This is a genomic window from Gelidibacter pelagius, assembly GCF_017581925.1.
Classification (GTDB): Bacteria; Bacteroidota; Bacteroidia; order Flavobacteriales; family Flavobacteriaceae; genus Gelidibacter; species Gelidibacter pelagius.
In genome coordinates, this window is sequence record NZ_JAGEVG010000003.1 from 32,981 (window position 1) to 51,795 (window position 18,815).

Annotated in this window: 19 protein-coding genes and 1 tRNA gene; 15 read left to right on the forward strand and 5 right to left on the reverse strand. The window is 37.0% G+C overall.

Translation table 11 applies throughout. The features are described from left to right. Positions 1–94 precede the first annotated feature (94 nt). From J4051_RS03285 to era, 6 genes are all read left to right on the forward strand, one after another. Complete coding sequence (locus tag J4051_RS03285) at positions 95–1,999, forward strand: LysM peptidoglycan-binding domain-containing protein (RefSeq protein ID WP_208232409.1); 1,905 nt, start codon at positions 95–97, stop codon at positions 1,997–1,999. Further along, on the forward strand, positions 1,996–2,397 hold the full coding sequence (locus J4051_RS03290; RefSeq protein WP_208232411.1) for an OsmC family protein: 402 nt from the start codon (positions 1,996–1,998) through the stop codon (positions 2,395–2,397). Before J4051_RS03285 ends, J4051_RS03290 begins: the two co-directional genes overlap by 4 nt. Then, positions 2,397–2,942, forward strand: a complete 546-nt coding sequence (locus J4051_RS03295; RefSeq protein ID WP_208232413.1) for a DUF922 domain-containing protein — start codon at positions 2,397–2,399, stop codon at positions 2,940–2,942. Before J4051_RS03290 ends, J4051_RS03295 begins: the two co-directional genes overlap by 1 nt. 6 nt (positions 2,943–2,948) lie before the next feature. Continuing rightward, positions 2,949–3,176: a DUF3820 family protein gene (locus tag J4051_RS03300; RefSeq protein ID WP_208232621.1), complete on the forward strand. Its 228-nt coding sequence runs from the start codon at positions 2,949–2,951 to the stop codon at positions 3,174–3,176. 36 nt (positions 3,177–3,212) lie between these two features. Then, positions 3,213–4,205 (forward strand): YihY/virulence factor BrkB family protein, encoded by a 993-nt coding sequence (locus J4051_RS03305; protein ID WP_208232414.1) that lies wholly within the window; start codon positions 3,213–3,215, stop codon positions 4,203–4,205. 105 nt (positions 4,206–4,310) lie between these two features. Then, complete coding sequence (era, locus tag J4051_RS03310) at positions 4,311–5,192, forward strand: GTPase Era (RefSeq protein ID WP_208232416.1); 882 nt, start codon at positions 4,311–4,313, stop codon at positions 5,190–5,192. 274 nt (positions 5,193–5,466) lie between these two features. On the opposite strand, the gene J4051_RS03315 is transcribed toward era, so the two are convergent. Further along, positions 5,467–5,973 (reverse strand): GTP-binding protein, encoded by a 507-nt coding sequence (locus J4051_RS03315; RefSeq protein ID WP_208232418.1) that lies wholly within the window; start codon positions 5,971–5,973, stop codon positions 5,467–5,469. 79 nt (positions 5,974–6,052) lie between these two features. Between J4051_RS03315 and der the strand changes: the two genes are divergently transcribed. The 3 genes from der to J4051_RS19190 all read left to right on the forward strand — a co-directional run bounded on the left by der (position 6,053) and on the right by J4051_RS19190 (position 10,226). Then, a complete protein-coding gene (gene der, locus J4051_RS03320) occupies positions 6,053–7,357 on the forward strand; it encodes a ribosome biogenesis GTPase Der (RefSeq protein ID WP_208232420.1) in 1,305 nt (434 codons plus the stop codon). Between the two features lie 110 nt (positions 7,358–7,467). Beyond that, positions 7,468–9,249 carry a carboxypeptidase-like regulatory domain-containing protein gene (locus J4051_RS19185; protein WP_317192691.1) on the forward strand — a complete coding sequence of 594 codons (1,782 nt, stop codon included), beginning with the start codon at positions 7,468–7,470 and terminating at the stop codon, positions 9,247–9,249. Positions 9,250–9,272: 23 nt separating this feature from the next. Then, positions 9,273–10,226, forward strand: a complete 954-nt coding sequence (locus J4051_RS19190; protein ID WP_317192692.1) for an outer membrane beta-barrel protein — start codon at positions 9,273–9,275, stop codon at positions 10,224–10,226. Positions 10,227–10,297: 71 nt separating this feature from the next. Here the strand turns inward: J4051_RS19190 and J4051_RS03330 are convergent, their stop codons facing one another. Then, positions 10,298–11,887, reverse strand: a complete 1,590-nt coding sequence (locus tag J4051_RS03330; protein ID WP_208232422.1) for a peptide chain release factor 3 — start codon at positions 11,885–11,887, stop codon at positions 10,298–10,300. A 126-nt stretch (positions 11,888–12,013) separates the two neighbouring features. On the opposite strand from J4051_RS03330, the gene idi reads away from it, so the two are divergent. From idi to J4051_RS03360, 6 genes are all read left to right on the forward strand, one after another. After that, entirely contained in the window at positions 12,014–12,535 is a 522-nt protein-coding gene (idi, locus tag J4051_RS03335) for an isopentenyl-diphosphate Delta-isomerase (protein WP_208232423.1), read from the forward strand. Positions 12,536–12,537: 2 nt separating this feature from the next. Then, entirely contained in the window at positions 12,538–12,948 is a 411-nt protein-coding gene (locus tag J4051_RS03340; protein ID WP_208232425.1) for a 6-pyruvoyl trahydropterin synthase family protein, read from the forward strand. A gap of 69 nt (positions 12,949–13,017) precedes the next feature. Then, on the forward strand, positions 13,018–13,989 hold the full coding sequence (locus J4051_RS03345; protein WP_208232426.1) for a type I phosphomannose isomerase catalytic subunit: 972 nt from the start codon (positions 13,018–13,020) through the stop codon (positions 13,987–13,989). 75 nt (positions 13,990–14,064) lie between these two features. Continuing rightward, the gene (locus J4051_RS03350) at positions 14,065–14,334 is read left to right on the forward strand and encodes a hypothetical protein (RefSeq protein ID WP_208232428.1); all 270 of its coding nucleotides are present in this window, start codon (positions 14,065–14,067) and stop codon (positions 14,332–14,334) included. Positions 14,335–14,390: 56 nt separating this feature from the next. Continuing rightward, positions 14,391–14,464: transfer RNA gene (locus J4051_RS03355), tRNA-Thr, on the forward strand. Positions 14,465–14,588: 124 nt separating this feature from the next. After that, the gene (locus J4051_RS03360; protein ID WP_208232429.1) at positions 14,589–15,272 is read left to right on the forward strand and encodes a M15 family metallopeptidase; all 684 of its coding nucleotides are present in this window, start codon (positions 14,589–14,591) and stop codon (positions 15,270–15,272) included. Positions 15,273–15,485: 213 nt separating this feature from the next. On the opposite strand, the gene J4051_RS03365 is transcribed toward J4051_RS03360, so the two are convergent. From J4051_RS03365 to J4051_RS03375, 3 genes are all read right to left on the reverse strand, one after another. After that, positions 15,486–17,321 carry a M1 family metallopeptidase gene (locus J4051_RS03365; RefSeq protein WP_236027185.1) on the reverse strand — a complete coding sequence of 612 codons (1,836 nt, stop codon included), beginning with the start codon at positions 17,319–17,321 and terminating at the stop codon, positions 15,486–15,488. Between the two features lie 92 nt (positions 17,322–17,413). Beyond that, entirely contained in the window at positions 17,414–17,773 is a 360-nt protein-coding gene (locus J4051_RS03370; RefSeq protein ID WP_208232433.1) for a DoxX family protein, read from the reverse strand. Between the two features lie 6 nt (positions 17,774–17,779). After that, positions 17,780–18,763 (reverse strand): hypothetical protein, encoded by a 984-nt coding sequence (locus J4051_RS03375; protein WP_208232435.1) that lies wholly within the window; start codon positions 18,761–18,763, stop codon positions 17,780–17,782. Between the last annotated feature and the right edge of the window lie 52 nt (positions 18,764–18,815).

Consider the following 18,815-nt stretch of genomic DNA (forward strand, 5'->3'; position numbering starts at 1 on the left):
CAGGAATCTCATCAATAATAGAAAAACAAGAAGTTAAGAAATTCCATTCTTCCTTTTTGAAGAGGAGTTAGAACAGGAATATAAAACTATATCAATGAAAAAACTCATTTTAATTTGTGTCATTACCTTGTCTTGCAGTTGGTTTGCCCATGCACAAAAGTTTAAAGCGCATACGGTAAAGCAAGGAGAAACTGTAGAGTCGATCGCAAAAAAATACCAAGTATCTGTTTCTGATATTTATGCCTTGAACCCGGATGCCAAGAAGAAATTGAATCTAAACTCAGTTTTGATCATTCCAAATGCAGCTGCTATTTCATCTGATGCCACAACGGAAACCAAGGAGTTGATCGGTTATATATCCCATAAGGTAAAGCGCAAGGAAACACTCTATAGCCTTTCAAAAGAATACAATGTTGAAATTGATGATATAAAAAAACACAATAAGCGCTTATATTCTGAGAATTTAAGAAGGGGTGATCAGATCAGGATTCCGAAGTACAAAACAGTAGTTTCAATGGTAACACCAAGTAATGCCATTAAAACCTACAAGGTGCAACCTAAAGAAGGGAAATGGCGTGTGGCCTATAAATTTGGAATCACCGTTGCAGAATTGGAAACATTGAATCCTGGTATGAACGAAGTACTACAGCCAGGAGACGAAATAAATGTGCCAAACACGACCGATGAAAAAGTCATTGATGACAGTTTTAATTATTACACGGTCCAAAAAAGTGAAGGCTATTATCGTTTGAAGATAAAATTAGGTTTGACCCAAGAGGATTTGGAAAAACTTAATCCAGAATTAAAAATCGATGGATTAAAAGAAGGCATGGTTTTAAAAGTCCCTCATAATGTTACTGTTGGAGAAGTCGTTGGGCAAGTTGAAGAAACAAATCTCACTAAAAATTTAAGGAATTTAAAAACAAAGCAAATTGCGGTCATGTTGCCATTCCGCTTGAGTAGAGTGGATACAGATTCAGTTCAGGAAGCAAAAGAGATGATTAAAACAGATAGACGTCTGTCTGTTTCCCTCGATTTTCATTCGGGTGTTTTAATGGCTGTAGATTCAGCAAAACAATTAGGTATTTCTACCAGATTGAAGGTTTTTGATACTGAAGATCAACTTTCTGAAATTTCTAAAATTTTGAATAGTAATGACTTTTCTAACTATGACGCGGTTATTGGGCCTTTAATGGCAAATAATTTAGACCGTGTGGCGCGAGCCTTGGAAAAGGATGGCGTTCCAGTAATTTCACCAATAACTAAACCAGAGCAATTGTATGGCAACGTTTTTCAAACCATTCCTGAACCACAGATGCTTGAAAAGGCCATCATTCAATTTGTGAAAGATGATGCATCGAAAGTCAATGTGGTCATCATAGCGGATCATTCAAAGAGAGAGAATAGTAATCGGTTGAAATCTGAATTTCCAAGTGCAAAACAAATCTTCTCTCGAAAAAACGATGGCCGAGATGCTTATTATATAATGGCTACCGATTTAAGTGGCGCTTTTTCAAATGGCAAAAATTATGTCTTTTTGGAGACTGCCAACGAGGCTTTAGTGTCAAATGTAACGAGCATGCTAAATGGGTTGACCAATAGGAACCATGACATTATTTTGGTCACTACCAATAAAACCGATGCCTTTGAAGGCGCAAATGTGTCTAATTATCATTTAGCAAGTCTGAAATTTCACTATCCAAACATCCATAAAAGCTTGAATTCAGATCAACAGAATAGTTTTGTTAAATCATACAAGAGCAAATACGGTATTGAGCCAAATAAGTTTGCAGCGAGGGGCTTTGACCTTACATTAGATGTTCTTTTACGCTTGGCATCTGATGAAGATTTGTACAAGGCATCAAGCAATGCCGTTGAAACCCAATACACTGAAAATAAATTCAGATATGCTAAACAGTTGAATGGTGGTTATTACAACGAAGCCATTTATATTGTAAAATACACAAGTGATCTTACCATAGAAGAAGCAAAATTATGACCTCAAAAGTAGTTTACCTTGGCGATTTAAGAACGGAGTGTACACATATTAAATCGGGAGATGCATTTATCACCGACGCGCCAACTGATAATAACGGTAAGGGATTGGCGTTCTCTCCTACGGACACTGTTGCTACTGGATTGGCAAGTTGTATGATGACCGTTATGGGCATCAAGGCGAGGGATATGGGTGTAGATATGACAGGTGCAACCTCTGAAGTCACCAAAATCATGGCCAGCAATCCAAGACGGATTTCAAAAATTGAAGTAATCATGGATTTACCGTTCGAAACAGATGATAAAACAAGAAAAATTCTTGAAAACACAGGTAGAACCTGCCCTGTCCTTTATAGTCTTCATCCAGACATAGAAAAAGCCATCACCTTTAAGTGGGCGTGATGATTTACAAACTACTTTTTATTTTGGCATTGACCCTTATCGGATCATCCAGTAATGAAGATGTTTTGGAGTGGCAGGAAAATGTTCAACTCAAATGGTCAGATTTTAAAGGGGAACCCAAAGATCTTGGAGATATTGTGGCCATAACATCCTCTGGAATTTCATTTAGGTTTTCCATTAAGGAAGGAAATGGTGAAGTGATAGGATTTGACACTCAAGTACAAGCCCATTTTTATCCAAAACGTTCTTGGGTGCATAAGAAAAAATCGTCTGACCATATTCTTGCCCATGAGCAATTGCATTTTGATATTACAGAATTACATGCGCGTAAATTCAAAAAAGAAATCACCCAACTAAATATTTCCAAGGACATCAAACGAGATCTAAATAGTACGTATAAACGCATCAATAAAGAGATGACAGTCATGCAACATAGTTATGATATAGAATCGAACTACTCCAGAAATATTATTATGCAGGCTGCTTGGAAAATAAAGATAGATGACGCTTTGAAAGTCTATGACGATTATAAAAAACATCCATAACTTGTGATAGAACCCGATAAAAACTTCCTCATCAAACTTGCACATACCAAAATGCCTTTCGGCAAATATGAAGGGAGGTATCTAATTGAGTTGCCTGAGTATTATGTGGTTTGGTATCATAACAAAGGTTTTCCCAAGGGGCAACTTGGTCTGATGCTTGCAACCGTATATGAGCTAAAATTAAATGGTTTAGAGGACTTAATTCGGAACATAAAAAAGACGTATCCAAAGTAATTTTTTAACTTTAAAAATCTAAAAATTCTTTTCCCAATGGATGCAGAATCAACTAAAAAGAAAAAGTCAGAGCATTTGGAAGAAAACTTCAAATTAAAGCACCTCCCTTCTTTATTTGTGAAAAGTTTCAAGACTTGGAATGATGAGGATCCATTTCGTTTGAGTGCCGTTGTGGCGTATTATGCCGTGCTGTCTTTGCCTGGACTTATTGTTATTTTGATCAATATTGTGGGCAGTATTTGGGGCCCTGCTATTGTACAAGGTCAATTGACACAAGAGATTAGTGAAGTGTTAGGACAGGACGCTGCCGATATCATTAAAACAATCATTACCGAGACACTCAATACGGAGAAGAATATTATTTCTACCCTTATTGGAATTGCCAGTATTATTTTTGGAGCCACAGGGGTGTTTTACCAATTACAGATTTCGCTCAATAAAATCTGGAAAGTAGATGGCTCAGAAAAATTCAGTTTCAAAAAATTGCTTACAGACCGTGCCAGAAGTTTTGCTTTTATATTGGTCATTGGGTTTTTATTGCTGATTAGTTTTATAGTTTCTGCAATTTTAGGAGTGTTGAGTAATTATATAAAAGAAGTATTCCCACATATTGTACTCTATATTGCTTATTTGTTGGATTTGGTGCTGTCTGTGGCTGTTGTTACAACACTATTTGCTCTGATGTTCAAATACATGCCAGATGCAAAAATCAAATGGAAAACGGTGTGGATTGGTGCCTTTATCACCGCGCTTCTCTTTACGCTTGGTAAGTATTTATTGGGTCTTTATTTTGGAACTGCCAATCCTGGATCAACTTATGGTGCCGCTGGGGGCATTGTTTTAGTCTTGCTTTGGGTGTCTTATTCGTGTCTCATCTTCTTTTTTGGAGCAGCGTTTACTAAAGAATTTTCAAAACAATATGGGCACGATTCGCATACAATTTCTGAAGTGCTTGAGCAAATTGAAAAAGAGGAGCGAGACTCCCAGAATAATCAAGATCCTCGAGACGACCTTACGAGTTATGACTAAGGAATGGTCTTTTCGATCAAGGCAAGCCTCGCGGTATTAAAACCCACTAGTGGAAATCATTCGTCTTAAAATTTAAAACTTATCTTTGTAAAAATTATCAATAAGATGCATAAAGCAGGTTTTGTAAATATTATCGGGAATCCAAATGTTGGTAAATCAACATTGATGAATGCCTTTGTGGGTGAAAAATTATCCATTATCACATCTAAAGCACAAACTACAAGGCACCGTATTCTTGGAATTGTCAATGGCGATGATTTTCAGGTTATTTTATCCGATACACCAGGAATTATCAAGCCGGCGTACGAACTTCAGGCATCCATGATGGATTTTGTGAAGTCTGCCTTTGACGATGCTGATGTGCTGATATATATGGTGGAAATAGGAGAACAGGAACTTAAGGATGAAGCCTTCTTTAAAAAAATTACCAACTCAAAAATTCCAGTGTTGCTATTGTTGAATAAGATTGACAAGTCCGACCAACAACAATTGGAAAAACAAGTGCAATTATGGTCTGAAAAAGTGCCGAATGCGGAAATCTATCCAATTTCAGCCTTGGAGGGATTTAATGTTAAAGAAGTTTTCGGTAGAATTATTGAACTCTTACCCGAATCGCCAGCATTTTATCCAAAAGATCAATTGACGGACAGACCGGAACGGTTTTTTGTAAATGAAACCATTCGGGAGAAAATTCTGATGCATTACAAAAAAGAGATTCCCTATGCCGTTGAAATTGATACCGAGGAGTTTTTTGAAGAAGAGACCATAATCCGCATGCGATCTGTTATTATGGTAGAGCGCGAAACTCAAAAAGGAATCATCATCGGCCACAAAGGTGCTGCTTTAAAAAGAGTTGGCATAGAAGCCAGAAAAGACTTGGAACTGTTTTTCGGAAAACAAGTCCATTTGGAATTGTACGTGAAAGTCAATAAAAACTGGCGAAGTGACCAGAAGCAGTTGAAACGCTTTGGGTATAATCAGAAGTAGTTTTTTAAGTCTTCAGTCCTCAGTAAGCAGTATTCAGTCTCAGTTTTGAGTTGAAGTTCAATACAAAACTGACCGACAAATACAGATTCGTATATGTTTTCAAAATCTCTTTGTGAATGCTCTGTGTATTAACTTGGTAGTGGGTAGTCGGTAGAGGTTAGTAGGTAGAAGTATTGCTCGACCCGAAATCTACTATACAAAGCTCATTTCACAAAAATAATATAAACTCTCTGCGGACCTCCGTGCATCTCCGCGAACCTCCGTGTAATAATCTCTATATCAATCCATTCGTTTTTAGAGTTGTATTCATAAAATCATAAAGTCCATGCATTTCATCTTTCCCCTTTGCCCTTCCAAACCGACCGGCAAAATATAGTCCAAACCAAACCGCCACCATTAAAATCATCAGCCCCATTGGAAACGCATAAGGGTTTTTTAAAGTCCAATTAGTATAGGTCCAAATGCCGAAGGCGATAAAAAGCCCTGCAACTAAAAAATGCAGAAACATAAACATGGTCCAAACTGTCGGATTTGGTCCAAATAATCCATGGAGTGTAGAAGTTTTGTCGTCTATCTCATTTATTTCCAAATGCAATTGTGGCGACCAAAACTGTTGTTCATGAGTGGGCAGTCGGATGAAGACATGATCGTCGACCCGAACTATTTTATAAGTTTTAGATGTGGATTTTGCGTCTTCAAAAGTTTTGAGAATAAACGCATTCCCGTAGTTTAATTCCATTTTAAAACGCGGCCTAAGAACAATTTCATTTGATAATGACATAGATATAATTTTAAAGCGTTGAAAAATACTCTATTTTTTTCAGAAAGGAAACACTACCTTTGCAAACAATTTGAAAGTCATGAGTAGTATAGTAGCCATAGTAGGTCGTCCAAATGTAGGAAAGTCAACGTTATTCAATCGTTTAATCAAACGGAGGGAAGCTATCGTCGATGCCGTAAGTGGTGTGACCAGAGATAGACATTATGGGAAATCAGAGTGGAATGGACGTGAGTTCTCTGTGATCGATACTGGAGGATATGTTGTTGGTAGTGATGATGTTTTTGAAGTTGAAATCGACAAACAGGTGGAGCTTGCTATTGATGAAGCCGATGTCATCATTTTTGTGGTAGATGTCGAAACCGGGGTGACAGGAATGGATGAGGACGTTGCCAAATTGCTGAGACGGGTCAACAAGCCTGTGTTTTTAGCCGTCAATAAAGTGGATAATAATAAGCGCGCAGAAAATGCCGTGGAATTTTATTCCTTGGGCTTGGGAGACTATTTTACAATTGCCAGTATTAACGGAAGCGGCACGGGAGATTTGCTTGATGCCGTGGTAGCAGCATTGCCTGAATACGTTGAAGAGGAAGAAAGTGATTTACCAAGATTTGCGGTTGTAGGCCGTCCTAATGCTGGAAAGTCTTCTTTTATCAATGCGCTTATTGGCGAGGAACGTTATATCGTCACTGATATTGCTGGAACGACGAGAGATGCCATTGACACTAAATATAACCAATTCGGATTTGAATTTAATTTGGTAGATACTGCGGGAATCCGTCGTAAATCGAAGGTAAAGGAAGATTTGGAATTTTACTCAGTGATGCGAAGTGTCAGGGCCATTGAACACTGTGATGTCGTAATCTTGGTCCATGATGCCACACGGGGTTTTGATGGACAGGTTCAGAATATATTTTGGTTGGCTGAACGCAACAGAAAAGGTATTGTAATTTTAGTCAACAAATGGGACTTGGTTGAAAAGGAGACCAATACTGTGAGAGATTACGAAAAACAAATCCGCAAAGAGATTGAACCTTTTACTGATGTTCCAATTGTCTTTATTTCGGTTCTCAACAAGCAGCGTATTTTTAAGGCTATTGAAACTGCGGTTGAAGTTTATAACAATCGCTCTAAGAAAATAAAAACAAGTAAACTCAATGAGGTGTTATTGCCAATTATTGAGAATAACCCACCACCTGCATTAAAAGGTAAATACGTTAAAATTAAATACATTATGCAGTTGCCAACACCGCAACCTCAGTTTGCTTTTTTCTGTAATTTACCACAATATGTAAGGGAGCCTTACAAGCGTTTTTTAGAAAATAAACTTCGTGAAGAATTCAATTTTCATGGTGTTCCCATCAGTATATACATGCGTAAAAAGTAAAGTTTAGACTTTATTTATAGTTTTTTTTAGATTTGCGTTGGATTTCTCTTTTATATTCGTTTCTTGAAAGCTATTAATCATCAATCAGACGCATGAGAAAACTTCTGTGTATGTTCATATTATTGTGGGCATGTATGGCCTTTTCCCAAGGTAAACCTTTTAAAATTTCAGGTACTTTAATTTCAGAGGTAGATCAGGCACCATTAGAATCGGCAACCATTTATTTGGAAACTCTTAAAGATTCTACTTTGGTAACCTATACCATTTCTGATAAGAACGGCGCTTTTACTTTGGACAATAGGACTTATGAAGATTCCTTAAACTTGATTATTTCCTATATAGGGTTTGAAACGTATACCCGAATTCTCAAAATCGGCAAAGATCCTCTCAACCTGAAAAATATTCCGCTAAAAACAGCTAATGTACTCGATGAGGTCTTAGTGAAGTCCAGAGCACCAATTACCGTGAAAAAAGATACTTTGGAATTTAACGTGGCTTCGTTTAAAACCAAAAAAGATGCCACTGTTGAAGATCTTTTAAAAGAACTTCCTGGAGTAGAGGTTGACGAAGATGGAACGATTAAAATCAACGGGAAAGAAGTAAGTGAAATTCTTGTAAACGGAAAACCATTCTTCGGAAATGATCCTACAATTACTACAAGGAATTTAACCAAGGAGCTTATTGAGAAAGTCCAAATTACAGATAAAAAATCCAAAGCAGAGGCATTTACTGGAGAGCAAGGGGATAAGGAGAGTAAATCGATCAACTTAACAATCAAAGAAGAAAACAATAAAGGAGTTTTTGGACGTGTTGCGGCGGGAGCTGGAACGGATGAACGTTATGAGTTTGCTGGGCTCGTCAATATTTTCGATAATGAACAGCGCATAAGCGTTCTGGCCGGCGGAAATAATATTAATTCGGCTGGGTTTAGTTTTGGTGAACTGCATAAGATGTTTGGTTCCGTGAACAGTGTGAGTTTCAGTGGCAGTGATTCCTTTGTCATTGATGGACGATCATTTGGAGGTGGTCAAGGTATCACAACATCAGAAACTGCAGGGGTGAATTATGCTGATGAATTGGGTGAGGGGAATGATGTTTCTGCAGACTATTTTTATTCTTCGAGCCATTCAGATAATGCATCAATTGTAGAACGTGAAAATATTTTACCTGATTCCAGGTATTTTTCAAATTCTTCTTCAAACTCAATTAATGATACAGAAGCGCATAGTGTAAATACCGCTTTTGATATCAAAATTGATTCTACATTTTTAATTAATGTTAGACCTTCCTTCCGCTTCTCAAATTCGAGGAATAGCTTTGAAAAGGAAGAGACCTCACGTGATGAGAATAATACATTGATGAATCAAGGAAAAACATCTTCTTTTGTAAAAATTATCGGTAAGAATTTTGGAAACAATTTGAGTTTGACCAAGCGTTTTGGCAAAGACGGAAGTTTTATTAGGGTAAATATGAATGCCGATGTAAATGCGAATAATTCTTCTGATTTTCTAAATTCAGAAACTAATATCTATGGTAATGATCCCAACGCTATTGTAAGAGATCAATTTATTGATGGGGAAAGGACTTCGAATAGGTTAGATTTAGGTTTTACCTATCGATTACCTCTGCAGGCAAAAAAATGGTTTTTAGATTTTAAATATGCATATGATATAGATAAGCGAAAAGATCTCAGAAGTACTTTTGACTTTGATCAGCAGTCTCAATCGTATGATAGTTTCAATTCAACTTTAAGTACAGATTTCATCAATAAGAACCATAAGCATACTCCAAATATTAAATTAGTATATAACTCAGAAAAGACGAATATTAGTTTGGGATCCGGTTATAGTTTTACAAAACTAGAAAATGCTGATAGATTAAGACCGGATTAAGCTTAAATCAAACTTACGATTTCTTGGAGTTGAATGCGAATTTCAATTATCGGTTCAATGCGAAGTCTTCATTTTATGCGGACTATAATTTGGGAAATAATACGCCTGAAATAGCACAATTACAACCGTTCACAGACGTTTCTGACCCCTTGAACACCATAACAGGAAATCCCAACTTAAGTCCTTCAAAAACACATCGAATAAGTGTAGATTATAACAATTATGATTATCAAAAGCGTAGCGGGTTTTACGTTTATGCCAATGCTCGTATTGTTGATGATCAGGTGGTTTCAAAATCGCAGATTGACGAAAATTTTGTTCGGACCACAACCTATACAAATGTCAACGGTAACTATAACTCGTATATTGGTTCCAGTTTAAGCAAGGATTTTAAAATTGACTCACTTCAGACGGTAAAGATGAACTTAGGATTGTTTGCCAATGCGAATAATCGGGTCAATTTCAACAATAATATTGAATATGCTGCATTAAGCATTGGTCTTAATCCTTCAATTGGAGTGACTTATACCTGGATAAACATATTTGAAATAAGGCCAAATTACCGACTGTCAATCACTAATACGCGATATGATCTGGACGATTTTGAAGATCGAAATTTTTTAAGACATAGTGTTGGCATTCGAACAGCTACTTTTATGCCCAAAAAACTGGAATGGCGCAACGATATCAGTTTCACCTATAATAGGGATGTCGCAGAAGGATTTCAAAAAAGCGCCTGGTTTTGGAATACTACCTTGGCTTATTCCGTTTTAAAGGACAAAGGAAATATAACTTTAAAGGTCTATGACTTGTTGAATCAGAATACAAACGCACAACGTATTGCCACTGATAATTATATTCAAGACTCACAAAGTACTGTCTTGGAACAGTACTTTATGCTGAGCTTTAGTTGGAAATTTAATAGCTTGGGACCAAAGGGAGAGAGTGGACGGGGAGAGATTTTTATGATGGACTAAAAATCTCTAAACCCTAAATCCCAAATAACAATTCACGAAGCGTGTCTTTAGATTGTTTTTTTTGAATTTAACTACTTGTATTCCGAAACGAAATGAAACTTAATACTCGGATATGTTTGTTGCGTCATTTGCAATGAAAATTGAGAATCCGCTAAAAACACCAATTGATCTTGTTTATCCTTTGCCAAATACCGATGTTTTACTCTTAAAAATTCTTTGAATTCATCATTTTTTGGATCGGTAGGTTCTACCCAGCAAGCCTTAAATACATTTAGGTTTTCATACGTACATTTAGCACCATATTCATGCTCCAATCGGTATTGGATGACTTCATACTGTAAAGCACCAACGGTTCCGATGACCTTTCTGCCATTGAGTTCCAGTGTAAACAATTGTGCCACACCTTCATCCATTAACTGATCGATACCTTTATAAAGTTGCTTTGATTTTAATGGATCAGCATTATTGATGTATCTAAAGTGTTCAGGAGAAAAACTCGGAATACCTTTATAGTTGATGTTCTCACCTTCGGTAAGCGTATCACCAATTTTAAAATTACCCGTATCATGTATCCCAACAATATCTCCAGGATAAGAGATGTCCACAATTTCTTTCTTTTCTGCAAAAAAGGCATTTGGACTGGAAAATTTCATTTTTTTATTGTTTCTAACGTGCAGATAAGGTTTGTTGCGTTCAAAAGTGCCCGAAACAATTTTTATAAATGCCAAACGGTCACGATGGTTCGGATCCATGTTAGCGTGGATTTTAAATACAAAGCCGGTAAACTCCTTTTCATCTGGTTGCACCAAACGCTCCTCACTTTGTTTAGGTCTTGGTTTTGGCGCAATTTCAACGAAACAGTCCAATAATTCACGAACCCCAAAATTATTTAAGGCAGATCCGAAAAATACAGGTTGTTGTGTTCCATTTAAATATTCGTCTCTATCAAATGTAGGGTAGATTCCTTCTACCAGTTCGATTTCTTCACGAAGCGTGTCCGCTGCTTTTTTTCCAATCAGTGCATCTATTTCTTTAGATTCCAAATCGGAAATTTCAATGGTTTCTTCAATACTTTTTCGACTACTGCCACTAAACAGGTTGATGTTTTTCTCCCAGAGATTATAAATCCCTTTAAAGTCGTAGCCCATACCTATCGGAAAACTCATTGGAATAACTCTTAAGCCAAGTTTTTGTTCAACTTCATCCAATAGATCAAATGCATCTCGTCCTTCACGATCGAGTTTATTGATAAACACAATCATCGGAATCTTTCGCATTCTACAGACTTCTACTAATTTTTCGGTCTGTTCTTCAACACCTTTTGCAACGTCAATAACAACTATTACGCTGTCAACGGCGGTTAAAGTTCTAAAAGTATCTTCGGCAAAATCCTTGTGCCCGGGCGTATCGAGAATATTTATTTTTATGCCTTCATACTCAAAAGCCAACACGGAAGTAGCGACAGAAATTCCACGCTGACGTTCAATTTCCATAAAGTCACTCGTCGCACCTTTCTTAATTTTATTGCTTTTAACCGCACCAGCTTCTTGGATGGCACCACCAAATAACAACAATTTCTCGGTAAGTGTTGTTTTTCCAGCATCTGGATGCGCAATAATACCAAACGTTCGTCGTCTTTCTATTTCTTTTTTAAAACTCATATTCTGCTTAAAATGGGATGCAAAGATACTATTATTGAGGGCAAATTTAGTAGAAGAATTAAACCGATTTTAATTTTAAGTTAACATTGGTGCTTTTTATAACTTTTGTTGGTATTTTTGTAAGCTATGACTGAAGAAAGAGTAATTCTCGTTAATGAAAAAGACGAGCAAATTGGCCTCATGCCAAAGATGGAGGCGCACGAAAAAGCACTTTTACACCGCGCTTTTTCCGTGTTTATCTTTAATAATAAAAATGAGCTGATGTTGCAGCAACGTGCGGCACACAAATACCATTCGCCCTTGCTTTGGGCAAATACCTGTTGTAGCCACCAACGTGAAGGCGAAACCAATATTGAAGCCGGAAAACGTAGGCTTCAGGAAGAAATGGGTTTTGTGGCGGAATTGGAAGACACCATTTCATTTATTTATAAAGCACCTTTTGATAATGGCCTAACGGAACACGAGTTTGACCATGTCCTTATCGGTAATTATGAAGACGCGCCTATTATTAATCCGGATGAGGTTGCGGCTTGGAAATGGATGCCTTTGGAGGAAGTAAAAGAAGACATGCTAAAACAGCCAGAGATTTACACAGAATGGTTTAAGATCATTTTTGATAAGTTCTATGAACATATAAATAGAGGATAATCATGATTGTTACGGTTAGCAGAAAAGCACATTTTAATGCCGCACACCGTCTTTTTAGAAAGGATTGGAGCGATGAGAAGAATGCCGAGATTTTCGGTAAATGCAGTAATCCCAATTACCATGGCCACAATTATGAATTGACCGTAAGTGTCACCGGTGGTATTGATCATGAGACCGGATTTGTGATGGATTTGAAAGTTTTGAAAGACATCATAAAGGAGGAGATTGAAGATTACCTTGATCATAAAAATTTAAATATTGAGGTGGAAGAGTTTAAAACCTTAAACCCTACCGCCGAAAATATCGCTGTTGTGATCTACGACAAAATAAAACCAAGATTGAAGCCATCACTTGATCTGACCATTACTTTGTACGAAACGCCTCGTAATTTTGTAACCTATTCAGGTACTTAATTCATAAAAGACTATAAATTCTCATCCCGAATTGTCGGGACTTGCAGTTCTGAACAAAAACAAGCTATTTTGAAAAACACGTTATATCCATTAAAATTCCAACCCATTTTGAAAGATAAAATTTGGGGTGGTGAAAAATTAAAATCCTTATTGAATAAAGATTCGCAATTGTCGAATGTTGGCGAGAGTTGGGAAATCAGCGATGTGGAAGGCGATACGTCTGTGGTTATAAATGGAAATCTGGAAAACCAATCCTTAAAACATTTGTTGAGTACTTACAAAGCCGATTTGATTGGAGAAAAGAATTATAAGCAGTTCGGAAATAAGTTTCCATTATTGATCAAGTTTATAGATGCCAAAGAAGATTTGTCCATTCAATTGCATCCCAATGATGAATTGGCTGCAAAACGTCACAACTCCTTTGGCAAAACGGAAATGTGGTATGTGATGCAAGCGGATAAAGGTGCCAATTTGATTGTGGACTTTAATCAGAAAATGACACCTGAGCTCTATCTTGAACATTTAAATAACAAATCGCTTCCAAATATTCTCAATTTTGACAAGGTGAAGGCGGGTGATACTTATTTTATTGAAGTAGGTCGGGTACACGCTATTGGAGCAGGAGTTTTATTGGCCGAAATTCAGCAAACCAGTGATATTACGTATCGTATTTATGATTGGGATCGGACAGATGACTTTGGCAATGAGCGTGAACTTCATACGGATTTGGCCATGGATGCCATTGGGTTTGATATGGAAGACAATTTTAGAGTGTCTTATGATAAGACATCCAATCATTCCAACCCAATGGTGAGCTGTCAATATTTTACAACCAACTATTTAAAAGTTGATAATGAGCTTCAAAAAGAAAACACGTTCGATTCGTTTGTTATTTATATCTGCGTGGAAGGTGAAGCTGAAATCAAGACGGCCACCCATTCTGAAGTCATAAAAAAAGGAGAGACTATCTTGCTTCCTGCGGCGATTAGCACTTATCAAATCGTTTCCGAAGGTGCAACATTATTGGAAGTTTATGTGTAGTTAAAATATACCCAATCCATTGTAGAGGAGATGTTATAATTGATTACTTTTGTAAAAATTTTAAAAAATATAAAAATGGCAAATGTTAGAGACCTAAAAAAGGATATTAATTATGTTTTAGGCGATATTATTGAAGCGGCTTATGTATGGGAATATGCACACACTGGCAAAGACACAAAGAAAACTGAAGCTATTGTTGATGAAGCTATCAATACTTTTGATGAATTGATTGCAAAAGTCAATGAGAAAAAAGTAGAGAACAAAAAAGCACACTTTAAAGCTATCAATGCTGAATTGGAAACAAAAGGTCAAGCGCTGATTGAAAAAATCAATGCATTAGATTAATTTATTTTAAAAGATTTGCAAATATGATTTTCAAGATTATATTTGCAGTCTCTTGCGCCGATGTAGCTCAGCTGGCTAGAGCAGCTGATTTGTAATCAGCAGGTCGTGGGTTCGAGTCCCTCTATCGGCTCTTTGTAAAACCTCTCTTTTTTGAGAGGTTTTTTTGTTTCTTATATTTTGAAGCATAAAATGCTATTTCTTTTTTAAACAGAGGGTCTGTCCATAATGTTTATTTTATTTAACTTAGCATCACTATGAGGAAAAAAATCGCATTGCTTTTAGTGTTGGTTGTAGTAGGTTTTGCATTTGTGAAATCACCAGTAGCGCAATTACCTGAAGGATTTGTCTACGTTAAGGATCATATTCCTGATTTGGAAGTTGAATTGCGATATTTCACCAACAATAACTTTATCGGAATGCCCATTGAAGGCTATAAGTCCAACAGATTGATTTTTACTTCTGAAGCCACAGAAGCCTTAAAAAAAGTACAGGAGGATCTGCGCTATCAAAATCTCTGCTTAAAAGTGTATGATGCCTATAGACCGCAACGTGCCGTAGATCATTTTGTTGCTTGGTCGAAAGATTTGACAGACACAATTCAAAAGCGCGAATTTTATCCAGAAGTCGACAAGCAGTTTTTATTTAGGGACGGCTATATCGCTTCAAGATCTGGGCACAGTAGAGGTAGTACCATCGATTTGACCATTATTGATGCTGATACTGGAGAACCTTTAGATATGGGTGGCCCTTATGATTTTTTTGGTGAGCTATCTTGGTTGGATTATACCAATCTCACGGAAGCGCAATTGCGAAATCGACAACTCTTACAGGATGTGATGCTGAAATACAATTTTAGAAATTACCCTAAAGAATGGTGGCATTTTACCTTGAGATGGGAGCCATTTCCGGATACTTATTTTGATTTTGCGGTGGAATGAATTTCCCGCAGACCCGCCTGTCGGCCGGGCAGGTTACGCAGATTTCGCAGAAGATTCCAAAAAAAACAAAACTTTCTGACGGGAGTAAATATCAATAATACCAATTTAATTACATTGTTTATTTGGTATAACTACTGTTGGGGGAAATAAAATGAAATCAATAGAATAAGATTCTGCCTTTTATTCCCGACAAATTTGTTAACGTCTTATAAATTATTTGATCACTTCTTCCTCAGGTTTAAAAGCCAGAAGATCATCTATGGTCATCACGGTAACAGAATGATAATTTGGCCGTGACTTTTCGTAAATTTTCAGCGCGTCTTCCAATCTATCATTTCTTTTGAAGGCTTTAAAAATAGTTTCCACATACCAACGTCGGCCTACAGATGTCAAGAAATCTTCAATTTTAGCGTCCACATTTCTTCCGTGATAATCATGATTTATAGCCTGTTCGTACCAAACCATTTGAATATAAGAGTTTGAGGAATTGGTCAGGTTTAATAGATCGTCCAAGGTTTTCATTTGCTCCACCGTCATGGTTGCAGGAAGATTTCTAATAAAGTGCACCCATTCCTGAGGTGTCCAATCTTTAGTGATTTCTTTATCAAATTCGTTGTTGACGATAAATTCTTGAAGAATTTCTTCGACATTTTTGAATTTATCAGAAGTTATGACCGCTTGGTTTTTAGGCACCCCTGGCTGATTGACCCATTGATCCGTATTAAAGGTCATCTTGTTTTTTTCTAATAGATTCGTGTTGAGGTAAGTCACAAATTTCTCTGTAGTCATTGTTGAGAAGGCATGTTCCTTAAAATACTGTTTTAAAAATGCATCAAATTTATTGCGTCCGACTGTTTCTTCCAAGGTTCTTAAAAAGAGATAGCCTTTGTCATAAGCAATACTGTTCATACCATCGTCAGGATTTTTGCCTTTTAAATTGAGTTTCAATTTGGTGGCATTTGGCGTGTCTTTTAAATATTCCAATTCATCGTCTAAATCCTGCCTGCTGATTAGGGCCAGCATATCGGCACGTTCATTTCCGTAGAGGGCTTCCATGATGCGCATTTCAAAATACACAGTAAAGCCTTCGTTGATCCAAAAATCATTCCATGTGGTGTTTGTGACCAGGTTACCAGACCATGAATGTGCGAGCTCATGAGCAATCAATGAGGTCAAGCTTTTATCGCCGGCAATAACAGTTGGCGTTGCAAAAGTCAATCTTGGGTTTTCCATCCCACCGAAAGGAAAGCTCGGCGGCAGGACAATGACGTCAAACTGTTCCCAAACATAATCGCCATAAAGATTTTCAGCTGCTGACACCATCTTTTCCATATCAGAAAACTCATCGAATGCTTTATTAAGCATAGATTTTTCAGCATAAACACCAGTACGTTCGCTAATCGCTTTGTAACTTAAATCGCCAACTGCCAATGCGATTAGGTATGCAGGAATGGCCTGTTTCATTCTGAAGTGATACAAACCGTCTTCAGTTTTTTCCTTCGGATTTTCAGCGCTCATGACTGCCATCAAACCTTTGGGCACTTGCACAGTGGCCTCATAGGTCAAACGTATTTGTGGGCTATCTTGAATGGGAATCCAGGTTCTCGTCAAAATCGCCTGTCCTTGTGTAAATAGAAAAGGTTTGGTTTTATCAGCTGTTTGTTTAGGTTTTAACCACTGTAAAGCTTCCGAGTCTTTTGTGGTTTTATAGATAATTTCGATTTTCTTGGTGTCTTTTTTAATGGTAATGGTCAGCGGCTGTCCCAAAATTTTGTCGTTGGCTCCCAATGAGAATTCGGTTTCTTTGCCATCGGCCATGACAGATTCGATAGTTAAGTTTTTTGAATCTAAGATTATTTGTGTGCTATTATTATTGACAATGTCATAAATGGCTTTTCCAGTTATAATTTCGTTTTCAAAATCGACAGCAATCTCTAAATTCAAGTGATTGACAAACGCATTATTTGGTTTGGCATAAGAATGTGGCTCTTCTACATAACTATAAATAACTACTTCTTCTTTTTCTTTAGATTCTGCGCAGCCAGCCATAACAAATAGGATTAAATAAAATAAAAGTTTGGGAGTATTCATGATGGTTTAAATCGATTAAGTTATCTAAGATAATATTTAAAAGGGTGAAATTAGAGTTGGAAATACCAAAATGCCCAGTACATTAATCCAAACTGTAAAGGAATTCGCAATAACAAGACCCACACCGGAATGCCAGCACCTGCTTTTTTGCTGGTCAACATATAATAATGAACGATTAAGAACACGACGAGCATCGCAATAATACCTGATATAGCGAGGTTTTTTGTTGAAGGAAAACACAAGCCAACACCCAGCATAATCTCCGCTATCCCGCTAAGGAATACCAGGAGTTTAGGTTTAGGTAAGTATCTTGGCATGATGCGTAAATACATTTTAGGTTTGATAAAATGCATAGTGCCGGCAAACACGTAGATTGCTGCCATTAAGTAAAGATGCCAAGGATATATCATGGGTTATTAGTCTTTATAAACATTAAAAGTGAGTCCGATACCGTAATTATTTAGTCCTGATTGGAGGAGGGTTGATTGAAAGTTGCTGCCTCGCTCAAATCGCGTCCATTTATTATTATTGACAAAAACACGTTTGACATAGGTTTTATTTCCTGAAATTTTATCCGTAAAAGGAAGGAGCGGTCTAAAGTTGGTCGGAATTTTTATAATACTTCCATCATTGGATTTGATTTCCTTATATTTTTTATTGGACAATAATTTGCCCTTATCATCCGTATAACCCAAAACTTGTAAGGATACAAATACACCCGATTGTGGAATGAGAATATCTTCATCTGAAACGTCCAAAGTAAATTTGTCGCCGTCTTTCTCAGTCGCTCGGAACACAATGGTGCGAAAGCTGATTTCTTTCCCTGGGTGACCGTTTTCATTGTTGTAAAATTTCACCTTAAACAATGTCGAAAAGGGTTTTTTATCGGCATTGGAACGTTTTCGTTTTTCCCAATCTTTAGATTCGAGAGTAATAGGGAAGTGAACTTTAGTGATTTTTTTCAATGCCTCATCCGGATTATTGAAGTAAACGGCAATTTCTGATTCTATAGTGGGCAACCAACATTTGTAATAATCGTCATCTAGATGAGGTTTGATGTCTTCCACCTTGAATTTCCGATCTATTTTAGCCGAAATCAATACTTCGTCCAAAGCATTAACTTCTGGATACATTAGAATGGTTTCAGGTAAATTTGCAGTGGCCAAATTGAGGTCTTTAAAGCCTAAGGCGGAAATATAGAGTGTATCAATATCTGGATAAAGTTTTTTTGTAAAAATAAATTGGCCTTCATCGTTTGCAAATAAACCGTTGCCGTTGTTAAAGGAGACTGTAGCGTAAGACACCGGGTAATTGGTTTGTGCATCTTTTATGGTGGTTTGAGCGAAGCTTAAACTCACATAAAGTAATAATAAATAAAACGGTGTTGATTTATAATTCATAGGGGGCTGTCTTTTGTGCGACGTTTGTTATTTAAAAGTTTAAGACTTTAAA